The organism is Bradyrhizobium sp. KZN70725, from assembly GCF_055264925.1.
In genome coordinates this window covers 252,166-266,498 of record NZ_JBUYWT010000003.1, presented here as the reverse complement: position 1 = coordinate 266,498, position 14,333 = coordinate 252,166, and the positions used below count along the sequence as shown (strand labels likewise).

Sequence of the window (14,333 nt, the reverse complement as noted above, 5' to 3'; positions counted from 1 at the left end):
CGATGGAATCGGAACGGGGCTCTAGATTCTTGTTTTGACGCGTTTTCTTCACGCGAACCGGTATCCACTTCGCTCGAAAACGCTCTAGCCGTCGGAGCGGACGAACATGATTGCCGAGAAAAGTGCGACCAAGCCAATCGTGGCCTGCGAGACCGAGGTCATCGAAGCGGACGTCGCAATTGTCGGAGCCGGTCTGGCAGGCTCGCTCGCAAGGGCTGTGCTCGCCCGAGCCGGATACCGCGTCGTCCTGATCGACAAGCGATCGATCCCGCCGGACGAATTCCGGGTTGAAAAAATCGCCGGACGGCAGATCGATATCCTGCGCCGCCTCGGCTTCATCGACGACGTCGAGGCCATTGCCGCGCCCTATGACCGGGTGCTCAACATCAGGAGCGGCAAGCTGGTCGATATCGGCGTCGGCCGGTCCTACGGGATTTCCTATGCCAACCTAGTCAACATGGCACGCGGCCTGACGCCCGATGCGTCGAGCTTGCTGCTCGACCAGGTGACCAATGTCAGCTGCAGCGAGGAACGTCAGCAGTTGACGTTGGCCTCCGGAAAGCGCGTCGTCTCGCGTCTGGTCGTTCTGGCGACCGGCATGGCGAACGTGCTCGGCCACAGTCTCGGAATGCGCCGGCAGATGCTTGCTGCGCGCCACTCTGTCTCGTTCGGCTTCACGATTGCACGGCCGGACAACGCGCCATTCGATTTCGATGCGCTGACCTGCTATGGCGAGCAGGCGGCTGACGGCGTCGACTATCTCAGCCTGTTTCCGATGTCGGGCGGCATGCGGGCGAACCTGTTCATGTTCCGCGATCCGACCGATCCGATCATGCGTGAGCTGCGCCGCGACACCAGACGAACGCTGCTTCGCCTGATGCCGGGATTGCAGCCCTATCTCGGCGATTTCGAGGTGGTCGGCCAGGTGCAGAACTGGGTCATGGATCTGACCGTGACCGAGGGCCATCTGCAGCCCGGCGTCGTGTTGATCGGCGATGCGTTTCAGACCAATTGTCCCGCAGCCGGAACCGGCGTTGGCCGACTGCTGGTGGACGTCGAACGTCTTTGCACGGACTATGTGCCGCGCTGGCTGAAGACCGCCGGTATGGGCACGGACAAGATTGCGCAGTTCTATTCCGATCAGGACAAGCTCGCCGCGGATCAGCACTCGCTGCACCTGGCGGGCTTCCGCCAGGCCTTGACGTTGAACACCGGTGTGCGCTGGAACTTGCGGCGGAAGCTGCACTTCCTGCGCCGCACGATCACACACCGGGTGGACCGGATTCATCCGGGATGGGTGATGCGCGTCCGCGGCGCGCTCCGCTGATCGGGTTGCCAGCGCCGGGCGGCGCTAGCGCGTGCCGGTCGAGGTGCGGACCGGCCTGAAATCGGTCACACGCTTGGCGGCCTGCTTGATCCAGGGCGCCTGCTTCAAGGCAAACAGCGCGAGCGAGCCGGCCGCGCTCCCGGCCTGCGTCACGGCCGACATCGGCGTCGGCTGACCGCCGAAGTACGTCTTGTAGGGTTCGTCACCGATGGTGAAGTCCAGCACCCGACCGCCGCGCTCGATGCAATCCTTGGCGACGCTCTCGAATGTCAGCGCGCCGATCGATTGGCTCTTGTACCCCTCGACATCGAACGCCGTCATGACGACAAGGAGGCTGTCACGGTGAACCAGCCCAAGGGCTGCCGCGATGACTTTGCCGTCCATCTTCATGGCGTAGAGCCGGGTAAACGAGCCCATGCCGCGAAGCGCCACGCTCGAGTAGAAATCGAAATACTCCGGTCGCTGCAACAGGTCGCCATCACCCTGTTCGTGAAACCGCGGACCGCGAAACTTTCTCATCGTCTCCATGGCTTCGCCGACGGAAGCGCTATCGGCGCAGCATGAGAAGGTGAGCGTGCCCTTCTTGTGGATCTGGCGCCATTTCTTTGCCAGCTCCTTCTGGTACGACTTTCCCATTGCGTTGATCTGCCACTGCTCGAACGGCGCAACCAGGACCGTCGCGTAGGCATTGGTATCCATCAGGCTGCGATGGGGCGCTCCGAGCAGATTCTCGATCGGCATCCTCGCATCGAGCAGCTTGGGTATGCGCAGCAGGTCGAACGGCCGCAGCACCTGTCGAAGCCTTTCGCAGGCACGCTGGTCTTGCAGCAGGTCGGTGAAGGTCGCGATGCTGCACACCGGCGACAAATAGTCGGACACGCGGAGATCGGCGAATTCGATGGTGCGCATCGGGCCGCGCCGCACGCGCAGCATCGGCAGCACGGCCGCAAGCGACCTGTTCGCACGATGGCGGACGGCGACGACCAGCGGCTTGGCCGACGCAGCGGGAGCGAGCTTGCGATAAAGGCTGTCCAGCCATAGCGGATGCTGGAAGGCGGTCGCGTCCGAGCCTTCAAATAACTTCACGTACTCTTCAGACAGGAAGTCGAATGCGTCGTCGATGCAGACATCGAACGCGTCATCATTCTTGTTCATGTGAGACCAAACAAAACGACAGTTTCAAAGCGCCGATTGAATCCGGCACGCCGCCCTTATAGCAAAGGTCGATCGGCTCGGGCAGCGGCAGAACACGATTTGTATTAATGTAATGCCTCGACCTTTGCACATTGTTGCCGGGGCGAGCCATTGCCTTCATCGCATCGACTGCGATCGGCTGTCATCTCAGTTGGCCGCGTCCGGGGATCAGCATCGTTAACAATCCCTTAAGGATGCGTTCAATCGCGCCGTGGTGAGATATCGCACCCGGTCTGGACCGGATATTGCAGTTAAGGGCTCGCAAGTCCTGGAGTCCCGCCGAAATGCTGAGTCACAGCCAAAAAACCCGCGCTTCCTACGCAATTTCGTTCCCGCAGGCCGACCGCAAGCCGCCTCGGCGTCTCAATTCGGACATCGCTGCTCCGCCTGTCCGGATTTGCGACACGTCGCGGGCCGAGCAGATGTCCCCGGCGTCGGCGCAGATCGGATCATTGCCACACGGTGCGCCGGAGCGGCGTATCAATCCTGTCGGCAGGGCTGCGACTGCCGGTGTTCCCCGGGCGACCATCGGTGGACTGCGGCTCGCCGTGCTCGATCGCGAGCAGACCGCCGAGTTCATGGTCGAGGCGGTGCATCCGAACCGGCGTGTCAATCGTCCGCTGTATCTGACCTCCGCCAACGGCGAGGTGCTGTCGCGCTGCTCGACCGAGCCGATGACGGATCGGCTGTTCCGTACCGCCGACCTGATCAACGCCGACGGGCAACCGCTGGTCATGGTGTCCAAGCTTCGGTCGCCGAATCCGCTTCCCGAGCGCGTCGCGACCACGGACCTGTTTCACGACGTCGCGCGCAAGGCGGAAGAACTCGGGCTGACTTTCTATCTGTTCGGCGCCAACGAGGCCGAGAACAAGGCTGCCATCGCCAATGTCCGCCGGGCCTATCCGGCGCTCAAGATCGTCGGCCATTCGCACGGCTATCTGCGCGGCGACGCGCTGCGGGCCAAGGTCGACGAGATCAACGCCCTGGCGCCGGATTTTCTCTGGGTCGCGCTCGGCGTGCCCTATGAGCAGGCTTTCGTCGACGAATTCATGCCTCGACTCGGCAATGTCGGCGTCATCAAGACCTCGGGCGGGCTGTTCAACTTCCTGTCCGGCTCGCGGCCGCGTGCGCCGAGATGGATGCAGATCGTCGGCCTCGAATGGGCCTGGCGCCTGTGGCTCGAGCCGCGGCGGCTGTTCTGGCGTTACCTGACGACCAACCCGCACGCGCTCTATCTGCTGTTCAACCGGACCCGATCTTCGTCAACGAAAGACTGACGCCTCTCACGAGTGCAATGTGCTGCTCCGATCCACCGGAGCAGCAAGCTCATTCTATGAGCGGAGTACAACCGAATGGACGGACGTGCGATCGACAGTTCGGTCTGGCAGGCACCCGGCGTCGGGGCGGAAAATTTCGCCAGGACCGTCATCGGTTGGTCGATCACCATCAATGTGATCATGTCGATGGGGACCTTCCACGCCGCGCTGCTTCCGACCGAGTTGACTCTGGTACAGCAAGCCGTCGCCCTGTTGATGTGGGGCGTCCTGATTTACGCAAGCCTGTTCATCCGTCCCTGTCTGCGGCTGGCCCTCAATCTCGACGCGCTCGTGATCGTCGCGTTCTATGCGTTCGCCACTGTTTCCGTGCTGTGGACCAACCTCGGCGTGGCGGCCCTGATGAAGGCCGCGGCGCTCGCAATCACGACGCTTGGCGCGTTCTGCATGATCACTCGCGTCGATATCGACGACATCGTGACATCGGCCACCCGCGGCCTATTGGTGCTGATCGCGGCCTCTGCGCTCTGTGCGGTGATCCTGCCGGACATCGGAATCGATCAGACCTGGATGCACAAGGGGCAGTGGCAGGGGGTCTTCGAGTCGAAGCAAACCCTCGGCTTCGCCGGGGCCTATCTCATGTTCTTCGCCTGCTATCGAAAGATAGCGGGACAAGGATGGCTACCGTTCCTCGTGACGTTCGTGCTGGCCTCCACCTGCGTCATGCTCTCGGAGTCGCGCGGCGCCGGCGCCCTGTCGCTGGTTGCCTGCGCGCTGCTGCTCACCTCCCTGTGGTCGGTCCGGTGCATGCAGGTCTACGCGATCCTGCCATGTGTCATGTGCGTCGCGGCAGCGCTATTGATCCTGTATTTCTACACGACCGGATACGATTCGATTCATGCCTTCGACACGACGATCGACTTCACCGAGCGAACCTTCATCTGGCAGTACGCCATCAGCCATTTCGATGACGCGCCGCTGTTCGGATTTGGCATCAACGGATTCTGGACCAATCCGGCGATCTACGACTATTTCAACCAGAACCACGGCTGGGTGCTCGACAATTATCACAACGGCTATATCGCCATTCTCGTCGAGACCGGATTCCTAGGCTATTTCCTGTTCACGGCGAGCGTGTTCCTGTTTTCCTACAAGGTGCTCTGCCTGATCGCAGGGCGGGCGATCGACCGTCTGCACTGCGCGTTGATCATCGGGTTCGTCTTCCTCAACTGCCAAACCAATTTCACCGAGACGGTCTTCCTTCGCTCGACGATGTTCACGTCGGTGCTGCTGATCGCCTTCTTCCTCGCCATTTGCCGGCCGGTGCCGTCATCGCGCGTAGAGCCGCGCGAGTTGGAGCAGCCATGACCGCGTTCCGATTGCTTCTGCAAAGAGCCTTCGTCATGCTGGCGGCGGCACTTGCTCTCCCGCTGATCGCGCCGGCGAACGCTGCGGGGCAGGGGGCATCGCCGGTCGCCGCGGCATTGGGGCGCGGCATCAATATTCTCGGCTATGACGGCATCTGGGAAGGCTACCGGAACGCGCCGTTCCGCCTGGAAAACCTCGCCGCGATTCGCAGGGCTGGCTTTTCCCATGTCCGGATCAACTTCTTCGGCTTCAGGCATATGGAGTCCGGCAACATCCTCGATGATGCCGTCCTGCGGCGCCTCGATGCCGTGATCGAGCAGGTGCTGGCAAACAGGCTGGTTCCGATCCTCGATGAGCACGACACCGATCTCTGCCAGCGCGACGTGGCGGAATGCGGCGTGAAGCTCAAGGCATTCTGGCGCCAGATCGCATCGCGCTATGCGGGGAAATACCCGGCGCTGGTGTTCGAGATACTGAACGAGCCCGGCGGCAACATGACCTCGGCCGAATGGAATGCGCTGCTCGGCGATTGCCTTGCCATCATCCGGGATACCAACCCGAAGCGCAATGTCGTGGTCGCGATCCTGAACATCGAGGAGCTGCCGATCGATCAGCTGGTGCTGCCGGCCGGCGACCGAAACCTCATCGTCACATTCCACTATTACCTGCCGCTGCAATTCACCCATCAGGGCGCGCCGTGGTCGCCGACCTTCTCGAAGATCGGTCCGTTGCGCTGGGGCTCTGCGGAAGACGAAGCCAGGGCCTCGGCCGATTTCGACAAGATCCGCTCCTGGTCCGAGAAGGAACAGCGCCCGATCTATCTTGGCGAGTTCGGTGTCTATGAACGTGCGCCCGCGGAGAGCCGCGCGACGTATCTGTCGTTCATGGCGCGACACGCGGAACGCAATGGCTGGGCGTGGGCGTACTGGCAGTTCGACCACGATTTTGCGGCATTCGACGGCGCCCGGCAACGCTGGAAGGCGGACATCCTCCGCGCGATCATCCCTCCGGGCCGCTAAGCCGTTCGATTGGACGCAGCGTTCGATTCAGGATTGGCCGGCGGCCTTGACGACGCGATTGTCCCGCGCAACGAGCACGCCACCCTTGTAGACTGAACGCCCGGACGGCCGCGCCACCACGGCCTCCTGGATATGCACGGCGTTCAAGGTTACGAAATCGGCCTTGGCGCCCACATGCAGGCCGTAGTCCTCGAGCCTGAGCGCCTTGGCGCCGGCCACGGTGATCATGTCGAACGCGATCGCGAGCTCCTCATCGGTGTAGAAGCCCGAGCGGTATCCGATCATCATGGCACGGCCCAGCATGTCGCCGTCGCCATAGGGCCACCAGGAGTCGCGGATGTTGTCGTTGCCGCTGAACACCGTGACGCCGGCTTTCCGCAACAGCGCGACCGGCGGGAACGGCCGGCTGCCCGGGGCATTCGTCATGATCGCCACGCCCGAACGCGCCAGACTGTCGGCGGTCTTCTTCAGCGCATCGGCAGGAATGTCGCCGAGCCCGTAAGCGTGGCTGACGGTGACGCGGCCCGCCATGCCGAGCGCGCGCGTTCGCGCCGCGATCTGCTCGACCTCGAAGGCACCGAGCATGCCGCCGTCATGAAGATGGATATCGACATCGACGCCGTGCTTTTGCGCAACGCCGAACACGACGTCGAGATGGCCCTCGACATCCCGGTCGAAGCTTGCGGGATCGAGCCCGCCGACGGCGTTGGCGCCGAGCTTGACGGCCTCGTCGAGCAGTTGCGGCGTGCGGGGGCTGGTGAGGATCCCGTTCTGCGGGAACGCCACGAGCTGGATATCGATCAAGTCGCTGTATTCCTCGCGAACCCCGAGGATGGTCTCCAGCGACTTCAGTCCCACTGAGCCGTCGACCATGACGTGGCTGCGCATCTGCGTCGTGCCATGGCCGATGCAGAGGTCGAGCTGGTTCCGCGCGCGCACGTCCATCGGCGCGGCGGCGGCAAGGTTCTTGGCCTGAAACGCCACCCGCTCATGGACGTCGAATCCGTCGGTGCAGGGACGGTGTGGCCGCCAGGTATCGCCGTAAAAACTGGTGTCGAGATGGATGTGGCCTTCGACGAAGCCGGGCACGACCAGCGCATTGCCGAGATCGACGATCTCGACCCCGCTGGGGCGTTCGCCCTTCGCCTCAATCGCAACGATGCGGCCGCCACGAACCAGCATATCGCGGCTGGCGCCGTCACCGAACCTGGCATTGATGAAGAGTTTGTCGGCTGGCATCGGATCTGTTCCTCTTGTCGCTTGCGTCGCATGCAGATCGCGCGGCTCTCCATGCCTTGCCTAACATGGTCGGAGGAATAATACTCCGCTCGCATAAGCAGACAAGGAACCGAGAGCGTTGCCGGAGATTGCAAGCGGGGAACAGTTCGATGTCAAGCGCGCAGCCCTTGCCGCGACCATCGGCAACATGCTGGAGTTCTACGACTTCATCACGTACAGCTTCTTTGCGACCGAGATCGGCCGCACCTTCTTTCCCGCGCACAGCGAATACGGCAGCCTCATGCTGTCGCTTGCGACCTTCGGCGCCGGTTTCCTGACGCGGCCGATCGGCGGCATCGTGCTCGGCGTCTTCTCCGACCGGGTCGGACGGCGGCCGGCGATGCTGCTGAGTTTCGCGCTGATGGGCGGCGCGATCCTGACCATCGCGCTGACGCCGTCCTATGCCGCGATCGGCATTGTGGCGCCGATCATCGTGATCCTGGCGCGGATGGTGCAAGGATTTGCGCTGGGCGGCGAGGTCGGGCCGACCACGGCCTATCTGATCGAGATCGCTGCACCGAGGAACCGCGGCCTCGTGGTCGCCTGGCAGCCTGCCAGCCAGGAGATCGCGGCGACGGTGGGCGCGCTTGTCGGTGTCATCCTGAGCAGCGCGATGGCGCCCGACATGCTGCAGGCCTATGGATGGCGCATCGCGTTCCTGCTAGGCGCCGTCTGCCTGCCGTTCGGCATCTGGATGCGCCGCACGCTGCCGGAAACCGTCTCGCACGGCGAGCACGTCGCCGGGCAGATCGAACGCTCGAGCCATGTGGCGCTGGCGCGGCGGCATCTTCGCGTCATCGTGCTGGCGGTGATGATCCTGGCCAGCGGCACGATCTCGACTTATGTGACGCAATACATGACGACCTACGCCAAGAATACGCTGCATGTGTCGCCGTCTCTGGCGTTCACGGTATCGCTGGTCAGCAACGGACTGCAGATCATCGGCGCGGTGCTGGGCGGCTGGCTTGCCGACCGGCTCGGGCGCAAGCCGATCATGATCTGGCCGCAGCTGGTCGTGCTGGTGCTGACCTATCCGGCCTTCCTGTGGATCGTCCAGGACCCCGGCGCGTGGTCGCTGCTGTTCGGCTTCGGCATCCTGTCGTTCATCGGATCGCTGCCGTTCACCGCGTTCTATGCCGCCTTCACCGAAGCGCTGCCGCAGAGCATTCGCGGCGGCGTGTTCGCCACGATCTACGCGGTCGCCATCGCGACGTTCGGCGGCACCGCGCAACTCGTGGTCACGTGGCTGCTGCACGTGTCAGGCGATCCGCTGGCGCCGTCCTGGTATCTTCTGCTCGCGGCGGCGGTCGGCATCGTGGCCATGAGCCTGATGCCCGAGACCGCCCCGGTGAAGGTCGGCGAGAAATAACGCCGGCAGACGCGCTCAATCCATGTCGCGAAAGGCGTGGCCGTTGGCCTCGATTTCCTTCACGAGCTGCGGCGGCAGATTGGCCTGCGCCGAGGTGCCGTCGAACACCCAGTCCTTGGCGTCGGCAAGGTCGGGAAGGCCGGCGCCCTTGCGGACGTAGAGACCGACCGATGCCTTCTTCGGATTGATGTAGAGATCGTAGTCCATTGCGCGCCTCCTCTCCGTTTCACGTTTGGCGGAAGCTCCGGCAACGGCCGGAGACTTCCCGGATAGGTCAACGCCGGCAAGACTAGGCGGGTTTCTTCGCCTCCGGCGCAAGCACCACCGACGCTTCGCTCGTCAGCATCAGGAAGGTGATGGTCTCCTGGAAATACAGCTGAACCGATTTCGCCGAGTGGCTGAGATAGCCGATCGAAAGATCCTGGCCGATCGAGAGCTGGAAATCGCCGCCGCGGGTGGTCAGCAGGACGCCACCCTCGATCGCGGGCGCCCAGATGATCTTGCCGTCGATCAGGCGCTGGATGTGCTGCAGCACCGGATAGCCGTCGTCGGTCGCCCCGCCGATCGCGGTATAGGGCTCGGTGCCGAGCAGCAGCGTATAGGGACCGTTGACGCCGGCAAGCCGCAACTGGCTGACCGCCTGCGCGACCACGGCGGGATAGTTCTTGACGCTCGGCGGCAGCGTCAGCACCGGGTTGCTGGTGCCCTGACGGATACCTTCGATGCCGGCGGCCGCGTAGCCGTCGAACACCGTGCGATCCTCGGCGAAGGCAATCTTGCGCGCCGCTTCCTTGAGCGGATCCCAGTCGGAATCATTCGCGCCGCGCTCGACATCGTCGATCGCCTGGCGCGAGAGCTCGAACGGCACGCGCAGTTCGACCAGCGCGCGAACGTCGCGTTGCGTCGCCTCGACCCCGTCGCCGGGCGCCGCAATCTTCTTGAGATGACCGGTGCCGACCGCGGAGAAATCCGTTCCCTTCGGACCGTCGACGTCGACGACACGGCGCGCCGCCAGATGGCGCTTCAACGTGCGCGAGGCCTCCTCTTCGATCTGGGCCCATGCCGCGTCCGAGATAGGGGCGAGTCCCCGATGAAGATTATTCATGTCCAGCCTCTCCTTTCAGTGAGCCGATCCCGAGCGAGCCGTCGGACGGCGGTATTCCTGGTGCAGGTGTGTCGCGAGCCCCGGCGTCATCCGGAGACGGCTCGGCGGGCGAAGGTGCCGGCGCCTCGCTCGCGACATCCTCCAGGAAGGTCGCCGACGGGACGAAGAACAGCATGCCGGTGACGGCGCGGCTGAAGTCGAGCAGGCGGTCGTAATTGCCCGGCGGCTTGCCGACGAACATGTTCTCGAGCATCTGCTCGATCCGCTGCGGGGACTTGGCATAGCCGATGAAATAGGTGCCGAACTCGCCCTCGCTGATATTGCCGAACGGCATGTTGTCGCGGACGATATCGAGCTCCTCGCCATTCTCGACGATCGTGGTCAGCGCGTTATGCGCGTAGCTCGGCTTCACCGCATCGTCGAGCTCGATGTCGGACAGCTTGGTTCGGCCGATGATCTTTTCCTGCATCTCGACCGGCAGCTCGTTCCACTTCTTCAGATCGTGCAGGTATTTTTGCACGATCACATAGCTGCCGCCGGCGAACGCCGCGTCCTCGTCGCCGATGATGGTGGCGTCGGCGGCCGCCTGGTCCTCCGGATTCTCCGTGCCGTCGACGAAGCCGAGCAGGTCGCGTTCGTCGAAATATTTGAAGCCGTGCACCTCGTCGGAGGTCGCAACCGCATCGCCGAGCCGCGTCATGATCTGGGTCGCCAGCTCGAAGCACAGGTCCATCGGCACGGCGCGGATGTGAAACAGCAGGTCGCCCGGCGTTGCGACGGCGTGGTGGACGCCGTCGATCTCGCGGAACGGATGCAGGCCTTTCGGCTTCGGCGCGCCGAACAGCCGGTCCCATGCGTCGGAGCCGATGCCCATGACGCATGACAGCCGGCCCTCGAGATCGCGGAAGCCCACCGCACGCAGCAGCGCGCCCAGATCGGCGCACAGCGACCGCACCACCGCGTCATATTCCGGATTGGGCTTGATCGTGACCGCAAGGAAGATGGCCGCGCGCGTCAGCTTCGCAGCGACCGGTTGCGGAACGGCTGATGGCACGCATGTCTCCTTGACTAAACGGCACTTCCACGAGGACAAAAGGCAGGCGCTGGACGCCGGATCGGCGTCCAGACAGGGTCAGAGGAGCATGCCGCTGGAACCTTTACAAGGGCTCGAATGGCTTACGCTCTTGCAGAGGTGCCTGTCTCAATCGACGGGCTTGCCGGACTTCTCTTCCTCGAGGGTCACCGCGATCGCGGCGTTGGCCGAGAGCCGAACCTTGGAGCCTTCGACACCCGCCACGAAGCCGAGCTCGATGAAGTGGTGATGGCCCTTGTGGAAGCCGTCGCTCTCGCTCTTCTTGAGCTTGATGCGGTTGCCCTCGACGTGATCGACGGTGCCGACATGCACGCCATCGGCGCCGATGACCTCCATGTTGTCCTTGATCTTGTGCTGCGTCATGGCGCTCTCCTGGTTGCAGGTCAGCTTGTATATTCGGCTTGCATATGATGCCGGCAGACGACGCGGCGATGACAGCGCGTCGTTGGCGATCCGGCCTGTCTCACACCGGTTCGAATTCGTCCGCCGCCGCGTTCTCCGGCTTCTTGCCGTTGAAGGTGAGGCCGGCCTTGGTGGCCGAGAGTTTTACCTCTGAGCCGTCGCGCACATCGCCGGAAAGGATCATCTCCGCCAGCGGATCCTGCACGCTGCGCTGGATCACCCGCTTCAGCGGGCGGGCGCCGTAAGCCGGATCCCAACCCTTCTCGGCGAGCCAGTCCCGCGCCTTCGGGTCGAGCTCCAGCTCGATCTTGCGATCCTCGAGCAGCTTGCGCAGCCGCGAGAACTGGATCTCGACGATGCGGCCCATGTCGCTCTTCTGCAGCCGGTGAAACAGGATGATCTCGTCGATCCGGTTGAGGAATTCGGGCCGGAAGTGCGCCCGTACCATGTTCATCACCTGCTCGCGCACCGCGCTCGTGCTCTGGCCTTCCGGCTGGTTGACCAGATACTCGGCGCCGATGTTCGAGGTCATGATGATCAGCGTGTTGCGGAAATCGACGGTGCGGCCCTGGCCGTCGGTGAGACGGCCGTCGTCGAGCACCTGCAGCAGTACGTTGAAGACGTCGGGATGCGCCTTCTCGATCTCGTCGAACAGCACCACCTGATAAGGCCGCCGCCGCACCGCTTCGGTCAGGGCACCGCCCTCGTCATAGCCGACATAACCGGGAGGCGCGCCGATCAGCCGCGAGACCGAATGCTTTTCCATGTATTCGGACATGTCGAGGCGGATCATCGCGGTCTCGTCATCGAACAGATATTCGGCAAGCGCTTTCGCAAGCTCGGTCTTGCCGACGCCGGTGGGACCTAAGAACATGAACGAGCCGATCGGCCGGTTGGGGTCCTGCAGGCCGGCGCGGGCGCGGCGCACCGCGGTCGACACCGCGCGGACCGCCTCGGCCTGGCCGACGACGCGCTTGCCGAGCATCTCCTCCATGCGCAGCAGCTTGTCCTTCTCGCCTTCCAGCATCTTGTCGACCGGCACGCCGGTCCAGCGCGACACCACCTGCGCGATGTTGTCGGCGGTCACGGTCTCGCTGGCGGACGAGGTCTCGCTGGCTTCGACCGCCGCGAGCTTCTTCTCGAGCTCGGGAATCCGGCCATAGGCCAGCTCACCGGCCTTCTGGAATTCTCCCTTGCGCTGCGCATTGGCAAGCTCGGTACGCAACTGCTCGAGTTCGCCCTTCATCTTCTGCGCATCGGAGAGCTTGCTCTTTTCCGACCGCCATTTCGAAGTCATGTCCGCCGATTTCTTTTCCAGGTCGGTGAGATCCTTCTCGAGCGTCTGCAGGCGGCTCTTGGAGCCGAGATCGGTCTCCTTCTTCAGCGCCTCCTGCTCGATCTTCAGCCGGATGATCTCGCGGTCGAGCGAGTCGAGTTCTTCCGGCTTGGAATCGACCTGCATCTTCAGCCGGGCGGCCGCTTCGTCCATCAGGTCGATGGCCTTGTCGGGCAGGAAGCGGTCGGTGATGTAGCGGTTCGACAGCGTCGCGGCTGCAACCAGCGCCGAATCCGCGATGCGCACGCCGTGATGTTGCTCGTATTTGTCCTTCAAGCCGCGCAGGATCGAGATGGTGTCCTCGACCGTCGGCTCGGAGACGAACACCGGCTGGAAGCGCCGCGCCAGCGCTGCATCCTTCTCGACATGCTTGCGGTATTCGTCGAGCGTGGTGGCGCCGATGCAATGCAGCTCGCCGCGAGCGAGCGCGGGCTTCAACAGGTTGGATGCGTCCATCGCGCCGTCGCCCTTGCCGGCGCCGATCAGCGTGTGCATCTCGTCGATGAACAGGATGATGCCGCCCTCGGCCGAGGTCACTTCCTGCAGCACTGCCTTGAGCCGTTCCTCGAACTCGCCGCGATACTTTGCGCCGGCGATCAGCGCGCCGAGATCGAGCGCGAGCAGCGCCTTGTCCTGCAGGCTTTCCGGCACGTCGCCGTTGACGATGCGCAGCGCGAGGCCCTCGACGATCGCGGTCTTGCCGACACCGGGCTCGCCGATCAGCACAGGATTGTTCTTGGTCCGCCGCGACAGCACCTGGATGGTGCGGCGGATCTCCTCGTCGCGGCCGATCACCGGGTCGAGCTTGCCGTCGCGCGCGGCCTGGGTGAGGTCGCGGGCGTATTTCTTCAGCGCGTCATAGGCGTTCTCGGCCGATGCGCTGTGGGCGGTGCGGCCCTTGCGCAGCGCGTTGATGGCCGCATTCAGGTTCTGCGGATTGACACCGCCCTTGGCGAGCAGTTTGCCGGCCTCGCTGTCCTTGTCGGCTGCGAGCGCCTGCAGCAGGCGCTCGACGGAGACGAAACTGTCGCCGGCCTTGTCGGCGGCCTGTTCCGCCGCCGCGAAGGCGCGCGCGGTCTCGGGCGCCAGATAGATCTGTCCGGAGCCGGCGCCGCTGACCTTCGGTATCTTCGCCAGCGCGTCTTCGGTCGCCTTGAGGATCGCGCGCGAATTGCCGCCGGCGCGGTCGATCAGGCCGGCCGCGAGGCCCTCATTGTCGTCGAGCAGCACCTTCAGGATGTGCAGCGTCGAGAACTGCTGATGCCCCTCGCGCATCGCGAGCGATTGCGCCGACTGAATGAAACCGCGAACGCGATCGGTATATTTTTCTATGTTCATCGTGGCACCTCAAGGCAACGCAGGCTCGTCGAGATCCATTATGCCACGCAGTTCCGTCGGCGACAGATGGCGGAACGATGACATCCATCATGCAACAGCCCCGTGCAATTGCGCCGGCGGAAAACCGCGGGCCAAAGGCTGCCGCATCTCGCATCGTGTGGTCCTTTCAGGGGAGTGTCAATCGCGCAGCGCGCTCGCTGGGATGCTTCGGTTAAGCCGTTGTGAGGGCT

12 protein-coding genes are annotated in these 14,333 nt (G+C 63.7%); 5 read left to right on the top strand and 7 right to left on the bottom strand.

The features are described 5' to 3' along the window. Positions 1-106 precede the first annotated feature (106 nt). On the top strand, positions 107-1,327 hold the full coding sequence (locus ACZBJS_RS04790; protein WP_316398890.1) for an FAD-dependent oxidoreductase: 1,221 nt from the start codon (positions 107-109) through the stop codon (positions 1,325-1,327). Positions 1,328-1,351: 24 nt separating this feature from the next. Here ACZBJS_RS04790 and ACZBJS_RS04785 read toward each other — a convergent pair whose 3' ends face one another. Next, entirely contained in the window at positions 1,352-2,482 is a 1,131-nt protein-coding gene (locus ACZBJS_RS04785) for a GNAT family N-acetyltransferase (protein WP_316398889.1), read from the bottom strand. Positions 2,483-2,943: 461 nt separating this feature from the next. On the opposite strand from ACZBJS_RS04785, the gene ACZBJS_RS04780 reads away from it, so the two are divergent. The 3 genes from ACZBJS_RS04780 (at position 2,944) to ACZBJS_RS04770 (ending at position 6,182) form a co-directional block, all read left to right on the top strand. Beyond that, on the top strand, positions 2,944-3,798 hold the full coding sequence (locus ACZBJS_RS04780) for a WecB/TagA/CpsF family glycosyltransferase (RefSeq protein WP_316398888.1): 855 nt from the start codon (positions 2,944-2,946) through the stop codon (positions 3,796-3,798). A gap of 75 nt (positions 3,799-3,873) precedes the next feature. Beyond that, on the top strand, positions 3,874-5,163 hold the full coding sequence (locus tag ACZBJS_RS04775; protein ID WP_253625636.1) for an O-antigen ligase family protein: 1,290 nt from the start codon (positions 3,874-3,876) through the stop codon (positions 5,161-5,163). Continuing rightward, positions 5,160-6,182, top strand: coding sequence for a glycoside hydrolase family 5 protein (locus ACZBJS_RS04770; protein WP_410469702.1), 1,023 nt, complete (start codon positions 5,160-5,162; stop codon positions 6,180-6,182). The genes ACZBJS_RS04775 and ACZBJS_RS04770 overlap by 4 nt, the downstream gene beginning before the upstream one ends. A gap of 27 nt (positions 6,183-6,209) precedes the next feature. Here the strand turns inward: ACZBJS_RS04770 and ACZBJS_RS04765 are convergent, their stop codons facing one another. Next, complete coding sequence (locus tag ACZBJS_RS04765; protein WP_316395267.1) at positions 6,210-7,421, bottom strand: amidohydrolase family protein; 1,212 nt, start codon at positions 7,419-7,421, stop codon at positions 6,210-6,212. Positions 7,422-7,539: 118 nt separating this feature from the next. Between ACZBJS_RS04765 and ACZBJS_RS04760 the strand changes: the two genes are divergently transcribed. Continuing rightward, positions 7,540-8,829 (top strand): MFS transporter, encoded by a 1,290-nt coding sequence (locus ACZBJS_RS04760; protein ID WP_316395268.1) that lies wholly within the window; start codon positions 7,540-7,542, stop codon positions 8,827-8,829. Between the two features lie 15 nt (positions 8,830-8,844). On the opposite strand, the gene ACZBJS_RS04755 is transcribed toward ACZBJS_RS04760, so the two are convergent. The 5 genes from ACZBJS_RS04755 to clpB form a co-directional block, all read right to left on the bottom strand. Then, positions 8,845-9,036, bottom strand: coding sequence for a hypothetical protein (locus tag ACZBJS_RS04755; RefSeq protein ID WP_057019217.1), 192 nt, complete (start codon positions 9,034-9,036; stop codon positions 8,845-8,847). An 82-nt stretch (positions 9,037-9,118) separates the two neighbouring features. Next, a complete protein-coding gene (locus ACZBJS_RS04750; protein ID WP_168855797.1) occupies positions 9,119-9,934 on the bottom strand; it encodes a family 1 encapsulin nanocompartment shell protein in 816 nt (271 codons plus the stop codon). Continuing rightward, a complete protein-coding gene (locus tag ACZBJS_RS04745) occupies positions 9,927-10,988 on the bottom strand; it encodes a Dyp-type peroxidase (protein WP_316395269.1) in 1,062 nt (353 codons plus the stop codon). The genes ACZBJS_RS04750 and ACZBJS_RS04745 overlap by 8 nt, the downstream gene beginning before the upstream one ends. A gap of 147 nt (positions 10,989-11,135) precedes the next feature. Continuing rightward, a complete protein-coding gene (locus ACZBJS_RS04740) occupies positions 11,136-11,390 on the bottom strand; it encodes a DUF2171 domain-containing protein (protein WP_057019219.1) in 255 nt (84 codons plus the stop codon). A 100-nt stretch (positions 11,391-11,490) separates the two neighbouring features. Next, complete coding sequence (gene clpB, locus ACZBJS_RS04735; protein ID WP_316395270.1) at positions 11,491-14,103, bottom strand: ATP-dependent chaperone ClpB; 2,613 nt, start codon at positions 14,101-14,103, stop codon at positions 11,491-11,493. Positions 14,104-14,333: the final 230 nt, after the last annotated feature.

Bases quoted from the DNA above. Each gene is read 5' to 3' on its own strand.
- ACZBJS_RS04755 (WP_057019217.1), bottom strand. From the start codon at position 9,036: ATGGACTACGATCTCTACATCAATCCGAAGAAGGCATCGGTCGGTCTC.
- clpB (WP_316395270.1), bottom strand. From the start codon at position 14,103: ATGAACATAGAAAAATATACCGATCGCGTTCGCGGTTTCATTCAGTCG.
- ACZBJS_RS04750 (WP_168855797.1), bottom strand. From the start codon at position 9,934: ATGAATAATCTTCATCGGGGACTCGCCCCTATCTCGGACGCGGCATGG.
- ACZBJS_RS04785 (WP_316398889.1), bottom strand. From the start codon at position 2,482: ATGAACAAGAATGATGACGCGTTCGATGTCTGCATCGACGACGCATTC.
- ACZBJS_RS04775 (WP_253625636.1), top strand. From the start codon at position 3,874: ATGGACGGACGTGCGATCGACAGTTCGGTCTGGCAGGCACCCGGCGTC.
- ACZBJS_RS04770 (WP_410469702.1), top strand. From the start codon at position 5,160: ATGACCGCGTTCCGATTGCTTCTGCAAAGAGCCTTCGTCATGCTGGCG.
- ACZBJS_RS04765 (WP_316395267.1), bottom strand. From the start codon at position 7,421: ATGCCAGCCGACAAACTCTTCATCAATGCCAGGTTCGGTGACGGCGCC.
- ACZBJS_RS04740 (WP_057019219.1), bottom strand. From the start codon at position 11,390: ATGACGCAGCACAAGATCAAGGACAACATGGAGGTCATCGGCGCCGAT.
- ACZBJS_RS04780 (WP_316398888.1), top strand. From the start codon at position 2,944: ATGTCCCCGGCGTCGGCGCAGATCGGATCATTGCCACACGGTGCGCCG.
- ACZBJS_RS04790 (WP_316398890.1), top strand. From the start codon at position 107: ATGATTGCCGAGAAAAGTGCGACCAAGCCAATCGTGGCCTGCGAGACC.